This is a genomic window from Magnetospirillum moscoviense, from assembly GCF_001650635.1.
In the GTDB taxonomy this organism is placed as follows: Bacteria; Pseudomonadota; Alphaproteobacteria; order Rhodospirillales; family Magnetospirillaceae; genus Magnetospirillum; species Magnetospirillum moscoviense.
In genome coordinates, this window is the sequence record NZ_LWQU01000133.1 from 31014 (window position 1) to 43364 (window position 12351).

The 12351-nt window shown below is 66.5% G+C and carries 15 protein-coding genes, 1 tRNA gene and 1 pseudogene; 6 read left to right on the plus strand and 11 right to left on the minus strand.

All coding sequences use genetic code 11. The features are described 5' to 3' along the window. Positions 1-63 precede the first annotated feature (63 nt). Positions 64-582, minus strand: a complete 519-nt coding sequence (locus A6A05_RS09370; protein WP_068499729.1) for a class I SAM-dependent methyltransferase — start codon at positions 580-582, stop codon at positions 64-66. A gap of 36 nt (positions 583-618) precedes the next feature. Between A6A05_RS09370 and A6A05_RS09375 the strand changes: the two genes are divergently transcribed. Together A6A05_RS09375 and A6A05_RS09380 are read left to right on the plus strand one after the other, a co-directional pair. Next, complete coding sequence (locus tag A6A05_RS09375; protein ID WP_068499769.1) at positions 619-1032, plus strand: DUF1178 family protein; 414 nt, start codon at positions 619-621, stop codon at positions 1030-1032. Position 1033: 1 nt separating this feature from the next. Then, positions 1034-2071: an SGNH/GDSL hydrolase family protein gene (locus tag A6A05_RS09380; RefSeq protein ID WP_172822253.1), complete on the plus strand. Its 1038-nt coding sequence runs from the start codon at positions 1034-1036 to the stop codon at positions 2069-2071. A gap of 1 nt (position 2072) precedes the next feature. Here A6A05_RS09380 and A6A05_RS09385 read toward each other — a convergent pair whose 3' ends face one another. The 4 genes from A6A05_RS09385 to A6A05_RS20805 form a co-directional block, all read right to left on the minus strand. Next, the gene (locus A6A05_RS09385) at positions 2073-2951 is read right to left on the minus strand and encodes an ABC transporter permease (RefSeq protein WP_068499734.1); all 879 of its coding nucleotides are present in this window, start codon (positions 2949-2951) and stop codon (positions 2073-2075) included. Further along, the gene (locus tag A6A05_RS09390) at positions 2948-3922 is read right to left on the minus strand and encodes an ABC transporter permease (protein WP_245644251.1); all 975 of its coding nucleotides are present in this window, start codon (positions 3920-3922) and stop codon (positions 2948-2950) included. Before A6A05_RS09390 ends, A6A05_RS09385 begins: the two co-directional genes overlap by 4 nt. Then, complete coding sequence (locus tag A6A05_RS09395; RefSeq protein WP_068499737.1) at positions 3895-5538, minus strand: peptide ABC transporter substrate-binding protein; 1644 nt, start codon at positions 5536-5538, stop codon at positions 3895-3897. Before A6A05_RS09395 ends, A6A05_RS09390 begins: the two co-directional genes overlap by 28 nt. A gap of 103 nt (positions 5539-5641) precedes the next feature. Further along, positions 5642-5956, minus strand: coding sequence for a hypothetical protein (locus A6A05_RS20805; RefSeq protein ID WP_068499740.1), 315 nt, complete (start codon positions 5954-5956; stop codon positions 5642-5644). A gap of 94 nt (positions 5957-6050) precedes the next feature. Here A6A05_RS20805 and A6A05_RS09405 point away from each other — a divergent pair, with 94 nt between their 5' ends. Continuing rightward, positions 6051-6722 carry a formylglycine-generating enzyme family protein gene (locus tag A6A05_RS09405; RefSeq protein ID WP_172822254.1) on the plus strand — a complete coding sequence of 224 codons (672 nt, stop codon included), beginning with the start codon at positions 6051-6053 and terminating at the stop codon, positions 6720-6722. A 4-nt stretch (positions 6723-6726) separates the two neighbouring features. Here A6A05_RS09405 and A6A05_RS09410 read toward each other — a convergent pair whose 3' ends face one another. Next, positions 6727-7155, minus strand: coding sequence for a response regulator (locus A6A05_RS09410; protein ID WP_216635783.1), 429 nt, complete (start codon positions 7153-7155; stop codon positions 6727-6729). A 199-nt stretch (positions 7156-7354) separates the two neighbouring features. On the opposite strand from A6A05_RS09410, the gene A6A05_RS09415 reads away from it, so the two are divergent. Continuing rightward, positions 7355-8152 (plus strand): sulfite exporter TauE/SafE family protein, encoded by a 798-nt coding sequence (locus tag A6A05_RS09415; RefSeq protein WP_342670019.1) that lies wholly within the window; start codon positions 7355-7357, stop codon positions 8150-8152. A gap of 140 nt (positions 8153-8292) precedes the next feature. Here A6A05_RS09415 and murA read toward each other — a convergent pair whose 3' ends face one another. From murA to A6A05_RS09430, 3 genes are all read right to left on the minus strand, one after another. Next, the gene (gene murA / locus A6A05_RS09420) at positions 8293-9591 is read right to left on the minus strand and encodes a UDP-N-acetylglucosamine 1-carboxyvinyltransferase (protein ID WP_068499747.1); all 1299 of its coding nucleotides are present in this window, start codon (positions 9589-9591) and stop codon (positions 8293-8295) included. A gap of 76 nt (positions 9592-9667) precedes the next feature. Further along, positions 9668-10222 carry a dCTP deaminase gene (gene dcd, locus A6A05_RS09425; protein ID WP_068499750.1) on the minus strand — a complete coding sequence of 185 codons (555 nt, stop codon included), beginning with the start codon at positions 10220-10222 and terminating at the stop codon, positions 9668-9670. 33 nt (positions 10223-10255) lie between these two features. Then, complete coding sequence (locus A6A05_RS09430; protein ID WP_068499754.1) at positions 10256-10453, minus strand: hypothetical protein; 198 nt, start codon at positions 10451-10453, stop codon at positions 10256-10258. A gap of 126 nt (positions 10454-10579) precedes the next feature. Here A6A05_RS09430 and A6A05_RS09435 point away from each other — a divergent pair. After that, a tRNA-Thr gene (locus A6A05_RS09435) sits at positions 10580-10655 on the plus strand. Between the two features lie 24 nt (positions 10656-10679). On the opposite strand, the gene A6A05_RS09440 is transcribed toward A6A05_RS09435, so the two are convergent. Then, positions 10680-11063, minus strand: coding sequence for an MFS transporter (locus A6A05_RS09440; protein ID WP_068499757.1), 384 nt, complete (start codon positions 11061-11063; stop codon positions 10680-10682). Next, positions 11045-11575 carry an aconitase family protein gene (locus A6A05_RS09445; protein WP_068499759.1) on the minus strand — a complete coding sequence of 177 codons (531 nt, stop codon included), beginning with the start codon at positions 11573-11575 and terminating at the stop codon, positions 11045-11047. Before A6A05_RS09445 ends, A6A05_RS09440 begins: the two co-directional genes overlap by 19 nt. 14 nt (positions 11576-11589) lie before the next feature. Between A6A05_RS09445 and A6A05_RS20150 the strand changes: the two are divergent. Next, positions 11590-11877 (plus strand): annotated as a pseudogene (locus tag A6A05_RS20150) (transposase); the annotation flags it as partial. Positions 11878-12351 lie beyond the last annotated feature (474 nt).

A 12351-nucleotide genomic window follows, 5' to 3' on the forward strand; every position in this document is an offset into this window, starting at 1 on the left:
CCATACAAAATCGGGGGAAAGGTCACCGAGGCGAAGCCGAGGGACTTTTCCCCGACGAACTGATCACGACAGGGCGAACGGTCCCGGCCCGTTGACGGCGCAAATGCGCTGGATGACGGCGCGGCCGTCCCGGATGCCGTGCTCGTAGGCGACGATGGTCAGGTCAGAGCAGGCTTGCAGCAATTCGCCCGACGCCAGCAGGAAATCGGGGTTGCGTGGCGGGCCGAAGGCCTCGTTGCCGTGGGCGAAGGTCTCGTAGATCAGCACGCCGCCAGCGGCCAGGGCGGCCCTGATCGCCGGCAGCAGCGGCCGCCACAGATAGTTGGTGACGATGATGCCGGCGAATTGGCGCCCATCCAGCGGCCAGCCCGCATCGGTTTCCATGTCGGCACCGATCAGCTCGGCGCCGTCGGCGCGGGTGTCGGCGATGTCGCGGTCGATACCGGTGACCGGGTGGCCCAGGTCCCGAAACAGGCGGCAATGGCGCCCCTCGCCGCAGGCGACGTCCAGCACCGGGCCGCCCCGGGGCACCAACGGCGCGAAACGCCGGACCCAGGGCGAGGCGTCGGAATGGTGGGGCATGGACGAAGCCTTTGCGAATGAGGTATGGAAGGAATCATGATCCTATTCGAACTGCGTTGCGGCAACGACCATCATTTCGAGGCGTGGTTCCGCGATAACGCCACCTATGATTCCCAGGTCGCATCGGGTGCCGTCGTCTGCCCGGTGTGCGGCGATGTGCGGGTGGCCAAGGCGATCATGGCGCCCCGGCTGAACCGGGCCACCGGCGCCAAGCTTGACGCCCACGACACCGCCCAGGAAATGCGCCGCCTGCTGGGCCAGATCCGCTCGGCCGTCGAGGCCAGTTGCGACTATGTCGGCGACAAGTTCGCCGACGAGGCCCGCAAGATCCATTACGGCGAGGCCGAAGCCCGGCCGATCTACGGCGAGGCCTCGGCCGACGAATCCAAGGCGCTGGAGGAAGACGGCGTTGAATTCGCCCGCATCCCCTGGGTCGGGCGGGAGAATTGACGTGGGGCACGCGGCCCGGATCATCGCCGTCAACCTGGGCCTGCTGCTGGCCGCGATCATCGCCGCCGAGGCCGTGTTCGGGGCCTGGCTGATCGAGGCCCCCTTGAGCCGGGTGAATATTCAGCGCAACGCCTTCGTCAAGGTCGATGCGCGCGACCTTTACCCGGGCGGGACGTTGTTTCACTTCACACGGGATGAATATGGCGTGCGGGGCGGTGGCGCCGCTCCCCACGCCATCGACATCCTGACCATCGGCGGCAGCACCACCGAGCAGCTTTACCTTCCCGACGATTTGACCTGGCAATCGGTGCTTACCCGTGAGCTAAGGGCGGCCGGGCGGCCGGTGACCATCGCCAATGCCGGCATCGACGGTCAAAGCACCATCGGCATGCTGCGCAATTTCGAGGCGTGGTTCCCCCATGTGCCCGGCTTGCATCCCAGGCTGGTGCTGGCTTATGTCGGCATCAACGACGCCTATCTGCGGCCAAAATCCACCGACCGGCTGGGATTTTCCAGCCACTTCAAGATGCTTCAGCAGAATTCGGCGGTTCTCAGGCTATGGGAAACCGCGCTGGGGGCCCTGAATGCCCGGAAAGCCAAGCTGAATCATGGCCGTGTCGATTGGACCCGCGTGAATTGGACCGAGGTTCCCGGCTTTTCGGACACCCGTTCGGCCTGGCCGGACTGGCGGCCGGCGGCTTATCGGCAAAGGCTGACCGACATGGTCGCGGCCATCCGCTCGATGGGGGCGCTGCCGGTACTGGTGACACAGCGCCGGGGCGACATCCGGCAGCGGGACGGCCGGCTTGAAGGGGTGGTGGGCGACGATGGATTGACCGGTCTGGATCATGCCCGATTGTTGGCCGAGGCCAATCAGGTCACCCTGGACGTCTGTGGCGAGACCGGAGCGATCTGCCTGGACCTTGCCGCCGGGATCGATTTCGGTGACGGCGATTTCTACGACTTTTTGCACAACACGCCGAACGGGGCGGACAAGATCGGCCGCTGGCTGGCCGGGCCGCTGCTGACGCTTCTTTGACCTAATCGCGCGACCGTTGGTCCAGGGCGCGTTGCAAGCCGTCGCCGGCGCGGTTGACGGCCAGCACGGTGACCAGGATGGCCAGGCCGGGCCACAAAGCCAGGGTCGGGGCCGAGGCGACGGTGCCGACCGCGCCGGTCAGCATGTTGCCCCAGCTGGCCAAGGGCGGGCGCACGCCAAGCCCCAGGAACGACAAGGCGCTTTCGATCAAGATGACATGGCCGACGCTTAAGGTCGTGGCGACGATCACCGGCGAGGCGACGTCGGGCAGGATGTGGCGAAGCATGACGCGCACCGGGCCGGCGCCGATGGCGCGGGCGGCGCGGACATGGTCGCGGGCCTGCACCGACAGGGTCTCGGCCCGCACCAGGCGGGCCACCTGGGTCCAGCCAACCAGGGCGACGATGACGACGATGCGGCCGATGGCGAAGCCTTCCGAGTTCAAGGCCTCGGCGGACAGGCCCAGCTTGGCCGGATCGATGGCCGCCAGCACGATCAGCAGCGGCAACAGCGGCAGCGCCATCACCCCGTCGGTTAGCCGCATCAGCCCGGCATCGACGCGGCCGCCCAACGTCCCCGACAGCAAGCCGATCAGGGTGCCCAACAGGGCCGCCAGGCCGGCCGTGGCGCCAGCGACCGCCAGCGACACCCGGCCGCCATGCAGCAGGCGGGCGAGAACGTCGCGGCCCAATTCATCGGTTCCCAGCGGATGGTCCCACGATGGCGCGGTCAGCATCGCCGCCAGGTCCAGCGCCTCGGGGTCCTGGGCCAGCCAGGGCGCACCCAGGGCGGCCATTGTCAGGGCCACCAGCACGGCGAGTGCGGCCAGGGCGGGGCGGTCGGCCAGGAAGCGGGCCAGGATGCGCTGTGCAGGGCTCATCGGCGGCGCACCCTGGGGTCAAGCCAGGCATAGGCCAGGTCGGCCAGGATCGAGCCGGCCAGGGTCATGGCGGTGGCCAACAGCAGGCCCGACAGCGCCAGATTGAAATCGTTGCCCATCACCGCCTCGAAGATCAGCCGGCCCATGCCCGGCCAGGCGAACACCGTTTCGGTGATCAAGGCCCCCGAGAACAGGCCACCCACTTCCAGGGCGACGATGGTGGTGACCGGGATGGCGGCGTTGCGCAATTGGTGATGCAGCAGCACGCGGGTCGGGCCGCAGCCCTTGGCGATCGCGGTGCGGATATAATCAAGCCCGGCCTGTTCCAGCATGGCGGCGCGCATATGGCGGATATACTGGCCGGTACCGGCGATGGCCAGGGTCAGGGTCGGCAGCACCAGATGGCGCAGGCGGTCCACCAGCCCGCCGCCGCCATCGTCCAGGCTGTGCATGCCGCCGGCCGGCAACCAGCCCAACTGCACGGCGAACAGCACCATCAGCATCAGCCCCAGCCAGAAGGTCGGCACCGACACCGAGACGAAGGCCAGCAGGTTGGCTGCGCGGTCGATCCAGCCGCCCGGTCGGCTGGCGGCCCAGATGCCCAGCGGCAGGGCCACCATCAGGGCCAAGGCCAGCGAGGCGACCATCAAAAGCGCGGTATTGGCCACGGCCGGAGCCAGGATATCAAGGACCGGGCGGGCGAACAGGCGGGAATAGCCCAGCTCGCCCCGGCCGATCTGGGCCAGCCAGCGCAGATAACGCTCGGTCCACGGCCGGTCCAGGCCGTAAAGGGCCTTCAGGCGGACGGCGTCGGCGGCGGTCAAATGCGGGTCGGCCGCGATCATCAGGTCGATGGGGTCGCCCGGCATCAGCCCCATCAAGCCGTAGATGACGAAGCTCATCACCAGCAAGACCACGGCCGACTGGCCCAGGCGGGCGAGGATCACCCCCACCGCCAGGTCTCGATCCACAAGGTGCTGGGGTCCTGATGGCCGGTGGGCGTCACCCCCTTCAGGGCCTTGGGCAGGATGAAGGTGTCGGCGCGGAAGAACAGCGGCAGGGCCGGCAATTCCTCGGCATAAAGATGCTGCAACTGGCGCCACAGCTCGACCCGCTTGGGGCGGTCCAGCTCGACCTCGATGGCGTCGAGCAACTGATCCATGCGCGGATTCTTGTAGCCGGGATAATTCTGGCCGGCCCAGGCATTGGCTTCGGCGGGGATCTGGCTGGAATGAAGGGTGGTGCGCGGCACGCTTTCAGGGGCCGAGTACCAGGCATACATCACCAGGCCCGGGAAGCGGCGCTGGGTCAGGGTCTGGCCGAACAGCACGCGCGGCGGCTCGGTCCTGATGCGCAAATCGATGCCCAGCTTCTTCCATTGCGCCTGCAGCACCTGGGCCACCAATTCGCGGGTACGGTTGCCGGCGGTGGTGGCCAGTTCGATATACAAGGGCTCGCCCTTGGCGTTGCGGCGCAGATTGCCCTGCAGGGTCCAGCCGGCTTCGTCCAGCAGGCGGGCGGCCTTGGCCGGGTCGAAGGAATATTTCGGCACGTCGTCGGCATGGACGCCGTCCAGCGGGTTGACGGCGGTATGGGCCACCGGCTGGCGGCCGTCGAACAATTGCTTCGAGATCGCCGCGCGGTCGGTGGCATACATCAAGGCCTGGCGCAGCCGCAGGTCGGTCAGCATCGGCACCGACAGGTTGGCGTCCAGATGCTCGTAGACCAGGCTGGATTTGTAGGTGATGGCGAAGCGCGGATCGGCCCGCTTGGCGAACGCGATGGCTTGGTCCAAAGGCAGGCCCAGCTCGCCGGGTATCATGTCGATGCCGCCCGACAACAGATTGGCTTCCAGGGCCGGGGTGTTCTCGACCGTCTTGACGACGATGCGGGCAAAGGCTGCCTTGGTGCCCTTCCAGTGGGAATTGGGTTCCAGCACGATGTGGCTGCCCTGGACCGCCTGGGTGATGCGGTAGGGGCCGTTATAGAGGCCCGGATTGGCGCTGTCCTGGTCGTAGGCGGTGCGGTTGCGGTACTCGGCCGGCGCGGCCTGGAAGCGCTTCTTCTCGACATGGGCCGGCAGCAGGGCGAAATCGTTGATGGCGTTGTAGTCGAAGGTCAGGCGGTCGAGATGCAGCACGAAGGTCCGCTTGTCCTTGGCCTCGATCTTCAAGATGCGGCGATAAAGCTCGGCATTGGCGATGCCCGATTGCGGATGGCGGCCGACCTCCCAGGTGAACAGGACGTCGTCGGTGCTGACCGGGGTGCCGTCGGCCCAGACGGAATCGGCCCGCAAGGTGTAGGTCAAGGCCACGCCCTGCTTGCCATCGGCGGTCTTTTCCGGCACCGCCAGCTTGTTGTCGATGGTGGGAAGCGTCTCGCACAGCATGCAGATCAGCTTCCAGTCGGGGCCATAGGCGGTGAGCGGCCGCCGGGCCATGGCCAGAACATAGGTCTTGGCCAGCATCGATTCGATGCCCGGATGCAGCGTCACCGGATATTGGGTGATGCCGATGACCAGATCGTCCTTTGCCCGGGCCGGGGCGGCCAGCAGCAAAAGCGACAACAGGGCGAGCAGGCGGATCATGCCGGTCTCCGGGCGGGTTGTACTCGCCCGATCCTACACCGGCCGCTGGCCCAAACAAAGCCGGGCCGCCCTGGGGGGGCGGCCCGGCCCGGATTGCCGGTTTCTATTTGGTCGGAGCCTGCTGGTTATAGGGGCACCAGGCCGGCAGTTTGGTGGTATCGACGGTGCCGTCGGCATTCAACGGTGGCCCCATGCGGCCGGGGCCGAAGGTCTGGCCGGGGGCGGCGGCACGGTTCATCATCATCGGTCCGGGGCCGAACTGGCCGCTCTGGCGGGCCTTGATCATTTCCTCGTGACGCCAGCCGGGGCCGTAGCCGGGGCCGACATTCTTCGGGGTGGTATCTTCGGCGGCGGCGGCGCAGCCGGCCAGAAGCAGCAGACCGGCGAAGGCGGCGATGGTCTTGGTCAGGGTCTTCATGGCATCCTCCTGTGGTCCAAATCCTTGCTTGGATCCCATTAGACGCCTTGCCGGTAACGCCATGACGGGCCGGTTGGTAACGGAGTGTAACGCGGTGCTTCGACTGGCTTTGGCGATGGTTGTGCTGGCCGTTCCGGCCGTGATTCTTCTGGCCGTTCCGGCCGTGATTCTTCTGGCCGTTCCGGCCGCCGCCGCCCCCTATCCCGACATGGTGGATCTGCCCGGCCGCCCGCTGGCGATGGCCCGCACCGAAACCACCGTCGGCCAGTGGCGGGCCTGCGTCGAGGATGGCGGCTGCTCGGCCAAGCCCTCGTTGCGCTGGTCCGAGCCCGACCATCCGATGACCGACGTCACCCTGGCCGACGCCGAGGCCTTCGCCACCTGGCTCAGCCGGGCCACCGGCCGTCACCACCGCCTGCCAACCATCGAGGAATGGGAAATCGCCGCCCGCGCCGGCACCAAGACCGCCTTCGCCTGGGGCGAAACCATGCAGCCCGGGCGCGCCGTCTGTTACGGCTGCGATCCCCGTTTCGACCATCGCCCGGCCCCGGTGGCGACCATGGCGGCCAATCCGTGGGGTCTGTTCGACATGCATGGCAATGTGTGGGAATGGACGCAAACCTGCGCCGATCCCGAGTGCCGGACCCGCTGGGTGGCCGGCGGCTCGTGGTATTTCGTGCCGCACCAGTCGCGATCCGATGGCCGCTCGGCCCAGGATGCGCGGCTATGGAGCTACGACATCGGCTTTCGGGTGGTCAGGGACTGAAGTCTTAAGCCGCGTGCGGGTGGGGCAGGGTGGCGACCGACAGCCAGAATTGCTTGAACTGGCGCACCGTGTGAATGAAGTCGTCCAGGTTGACCGGCTTCGAGATGAAGGCGTTGACCCCGGTGGAATAGCAATAATCCACATCCTCGCGCTGGGTCGAGGTGGTCAGCGTCACCACCGGAATGGTCTTCAGAGACGGATCGGACTTGATGGCGCGCAGCACCTCGCGGCCATCCATCTTCGGCATGTTGAGGTCCAGCAGCACGATATCGGGCCGCGGCTTGTCGGCATAGGCCCCGTTGCGGTGCAGGAAGGCCATGGCCTCAACGCCATCGATGACATGGTGAAGGGTGTCGAGCGGCGCTTCCTCTCGCAGGGCTTCCTTGACCAGGCGCGCGTCGCCCCGGCTGTCGTCCACCAGCAAGATTTCCATGGGACGGCTCCCAACCATACCGAATCAGTCCCTTAATACGGTCGATCTATCCATTGATCAGGATAGGGGAAAAAACCAGATACTTCAACGGTCCGGCCAAGTCGGGACGAATCTCCCACCAAAATACACAGGGAAAACACTTAACATCACCAGATTGGTAGGGTAGTGTGATGATCAAGGTGAAACCTGGGGAAAGCCCGTGATCGAGCTGTTGAATGGTCTCAACCCCCTTTATTCCCTGTCGGGCTTGGGTGTCGGCATCCTGGTCGGCCTGACCGGGGTAGGGGGCGGCTCGTTGATGACGCCATTGCTGATCCTGGCCTTCGGCTTCCATCCGGCCACCGCCGTCGGCACCGATCTGTTGTATGCCGCCGTCACCAAAAGCGGCGGAACGGTCGTCCACGGGATGAATCGCAACGTCGATTGGCGGCTGGCCGGCTGGTTGGCGTTGGGCAGCGTGCCGGCGACCGGGGCCACCTTGGCCCTGCTCTTTCATCTGGGGGTGACCGGCAAGCAAGCCGGCGGCTTGATGTCGGCCGGGCTGGGGGTGGCGCTGTTGCTGACCGCGCTGGCGATCTTCTATCGCGGCCGCCTGCTGCGCTGGGCCGAAAGCCGGCCGCGCCGGCTGTCGCGGGATGCCACGATCCGCACCACCATCTGGCTGGGCGCGATCATGGGGCTGTTGGTCTCGGTGTCGTCGGTCGGTGCCGGCGCCATCGGCGTGACCGCCCTGTTGCTGCTTTATCCCGGCCTGCCGACCGCCCGCATCGTCGGCACCGACATCGCCCACGCGGTGCCCCTGACCCTGGTGGCCGGCATCGGCCATTGGATGCTGGGCTCGGTCGATTGGCTGTTGCTGGTCTCGCTGCTGGTCGGTTCGCTGCCCGGCATCGCCATCGGCTCGGCCCTGGCGGTGCGGGTGCCGGAAGCGGTGCTGCGCCCGCTGCTGGCCACCGTGCTGGTGGTGATCGGCGGTAAATTGCTGTTGTCGGCCTAATGCGCGAAGCTTGTTAGGCGCGAAGCGCGGCCCGATCCCGGGCGGCTCAATCGCCGCTCGGGCTTTTTTGCACAGTGCCAAGCCCGGCGGCGTCTGAGCCGGCCCGGCACGGGCAGCGCTTCGCGCATAAAGCGAAGCCTCTATTCGGCGGCGTCGCCCTTCAGACGTTCGATTTGCGCGCCGCAGGCCGCCAGCTTTTCCTCGACCCGCTCATAGCCGCGATCCAGGTGATAGACGCGGTTGACGATGGTTTCGCCTTCCGCCGCCAGGCCGGCCAGGATCAGGGATGACGACGCGCGAAGGTCGGTGGCCATCACCGGAGCGCCCGACAGCCGGGGCACGCCCCGCACGATCGCCGAGGCGCCATGGACATTGACCCGCGCCCCCATGCGCATCAGTTCGGGAACATGCATGAAGCGGTTCTCGAAGATGGTTTCGGTGATCATGCTGGCGCCCTTGGCGGTGGCCATCAGCACCATCAACTGGGCCTGCATGTCGGTGGGAAAGCCGGGATAGGGCTCGGTCATGATGTCGGTGCCGACCAGGTCGCCGGTGTCGGCCTTGACCCGCATGCCGCGCGGAGTCTCTTCCACCGACACGCCGCATTCGGTCAGGGTCTTGATCACCGCTTCCATCAGGTCGAAGCGGGCGCCGACCAGTTCGACGTCGCCCCGGGTGATGGCGGCGGCCACCGCGTAGGTGCCGGTTTCGATCCGGTCGGGGACCACCGAATATTCGGCGCCATGCAGGCGGTCGACGCCCTCGATGCGCAGCGTGCCCGATCCGATGCCGGAAATCTTCGCCCCCATCGCCACCAGGCACAGGGCCAGATCGGTGACCTCGGGCTCGCGGGCGGCGTTGGCGATCACCGTCTCGCCCTCGGCCAGGGTGGCGGCCATCATCAGGTTCTCGGTGCCGCCGACGGTGATCTGCGGGAAGATGATGTGGGCGCCCTTCAGGCGGCCCTTGACCCGGGCATTGATATAGCCTTCCTGCAGTTCGATCTCGGCGCCCATCTGTTCCAGCGCCTTGAGGTGCAGATCCACCGGCCGCGTGCCGATGGCGCAGCCGCCGGGCAGCGACACCTTGGCCTGGCCGCAACGGGCCAGAAGCGGCCCCAGCACCAGAACCGAGGCGCGCATCTTGCGCACCAGATCGTAGGGGGCGGTGGTGTTGGTGATGGTTCCGGCGGTCAGCTCCAGCACCCGGCCGGTATGGCCGCCATGGCGGGAATCGCCATTCAGCGCCAAGGTCACGCCGTGCTGGGCCAGCAGGTTGGCCATGGTGGTGATGTCGACCAGATGCGGCAGGTTCGAAAGCGCCAGGGTCTGGTCGGTCAGCAGGCAGGCCGGCATCAGGGCAAGGGCGGCGTTCTTGGCGCCGCCGATGGCGATGGTGCCCTTCAGCGGAACGCCGCCGTGGATGCGGATCCTGTCCATATGTCGCGTTCGTCCTGGTCGGGTGGAAAGGGCAAGGGTTTAGCCCCCGGCCAGGGGCCGGGTCAAGCCTGCCGTGTTAAAGCTTCGGCAGGGTCACGCCCTTCTGGCCCATATATTTGCCGGCGCGGTCGCCATAGGACGTCTCGCACGGCGAATCTCCCTTCAGGAAGATGAACTGGCAAGCACCCTCGTTGGCATAGATCTTGGCCGGCAGCGGCGTGGTATTGGAAAATTCCAGCGTCACATGGCCTTCCCATTCGGGCTCCAGCGGGGTGACGTTGACGATGATGCCGCAGCGGGCATAGGTCGACTTGCCCAGGCAGATCACCAAGGTATCGCGCGGAATGCGGAAATATTCCACGGTGCGGGCCAGGGCGAAGGAATTGGGCGGAATGACGCAGACGTCGGTCTCGCGGTCGACGAAGCTCTTTTCCGAGAATTGCTTGGGATCGACCACCGCCGAATCGACGTTGGTGAAGATCTTGAACTCGGGCGCCACCCGGGCGTCGTAGCCATAGGACGACAGCCCGTACGAGATCACGCCTTCCCGCTGCAGCTTCTCGGTGAACGGCTCGATCATGCCCTTGGTCAGGGCCATTTCACGAATCCAGGTATCGGGCATGACGGACATGTGCGGGCGCTCCCCTCGAAGGTCTCGGGCTTTTTACCGTTTGGCCCGGTCCAGCGCAAGGTCGGCCTGGGCGGACGGCGCGACCTCCGGTTCGGTGTCTGTGCGCTCGCGTTCTTGCTGTTTGCGCCGGGCCAGATTGGCGCGCAGCGCCTCGGCCTGACGCATCTTGCGCAGTTCGGCTCCGGTCGGCGATTTCGGCTTCGCGGCGGGCGGGCGGGGGGTGTCGGTCATGGCCGCTATTTTCCGCCGAAAATTTCCTTGGTCAATGGGGGAGGAATCCCGCTTGACGTTATGAAAGGGGGTGTGGCATAAAGCGCCCCTCTTCGGGGGGGCACCCTTTGCCCCCGTGTACGAGATGCTGCCGTAGCTCAGTCGGTAGAGCATACCCTTGGTAAGGGTAAGGTCGATGGTTCGATTCCATTCGGCAGCACCATTTTTCTCCTGAGATTTCAGGACATCAGGCCGGGCCAGAAGCCCGGCCTTTTTGTTGCGCGCGTGCCCCGATGCCCAGCGCCAGGGTCAGCAAAAGCGTCGCCGCGGCGAAGGTGGTGCGCGTTCCGGCCGCGACCTTAGCCGGAGCGGCCAGGGCGATATCGCCGCTTCCCGCCCCGAAGGCGAAGATCGCCCCCATCACCGAGGCCCCGGTGATCAGGCCGAGATTGCGCGACAGGCTCAGCATCGCCGAAGCGGCGCCGCGCTGACCGGCGTGGATGCCGGTCATGATGGCGGTGTTGTTGGCCACCTGGAACAAGGCGTAGCCGGCGGTGACCAGTGCCAGCGGCACCAGATAGCCGCCGATCCCCCACATTTCAGGAATCAGGGCTAGGGCCAGGCAGCCCATGGACGTCGGCAGGCCCAGCCCGTGGGCTGTCGTTCCAGTTCTGTGGCCGGTCGGCCATAGCCGTCATCTTCCGCCGAGGCGGAGAACAGCGAGACGAAGGCCCGCCCCATATCCGGCAAGTTCAGGCGGTCCTGCGGCCGCTTGGGGCCGGCAATCGAGGGCTGCACCGAACCCAGGTCGAACTCGATCACCTCGCTATAGTCGATGTCGCCGGGCATGGGGATGCCGAACAGGCCCTGCGCCGTGAAATAGGCGCGGAAAGCGCCGATCTCGGCCTCGGTCCGTCCCGTGGCTTCCAGATAGCGGACGGTTGCCTCGTCCACCGGGAAGAAGCCCATGGTGGCGCCGTATTCCGGCGCCATGTTGGCGATGGTGGCGCCTTCGCGCAGCCGGCCGTGCAGATGCACGCCGACCACGTCGGGGGTGAGGAACACCAGGGGCTGGCCCAGCATGCCGGCCTCGGCCTCGATGCCGCCGACGCCCCAGCCGACCACACCCAGCGCGTTGATCATGGTGGTGTGGGAATCGGTACACCCATCGTGTCGCCATCGCCAACAGCCGCCTGGTCGCGATCGATGACAGCGGCGTCCGCTTCCGCTGGAAGGACTATCGCCATCACGACAAACAGAAGGTGATGACGCTGCAGCCCAGCGAATTCATCCGCCGCTTCCTGCTCCACGTCCTGCCCGACGGCTTTCACCGCATTCGCCACTATGGCTTCCTCGCCAACGGCCGCCGCGCCGCCAAGCTGGAAAGCTGCCGCCGCCTGCTGGCCGTGTCGGCACCGCCGCCGGTCACCGTGACCGAAACCCCGGACGACTACCGCGACCGCCATCAGCCCCTGCAGTTGACCGCCGAGCAGCGAGGGCATGCCGATCAGGCTGGAAAGATTGCCGGTGAAGGAAGACAGACCGCGCTGCACCAGACCAAGCGGACGTCCGACGACGGCCAGCCGGCCCGAGATCTGGCCCAACATGCCGCCGGCCTCGCCCAGGATGCCCAAGGCGTCGTCGGCCAGGAAGGATGGGCCGTCCGCGTCGAAGCCATGGCCGAAATCGTCCGCCAGCACGGGCAGGGTGTTGTCCGCCTCATCCTCGACCAGCCGGGCGGTGTCGATGGTGGCGGCCATGGGCGCTTTGGTGCCGGCCTCGATCAGGTCGAGGGTGATATCGACCCAGCCGCCCTTCTTCTTGCGTTCGACGAATCTGGAGGGTTCTCTGAGGTCCGGCAAGCATGACGCCAGCCCCGGACGAGCCGGACCTCTGAGAAGCCGGATTGAACGAAACCG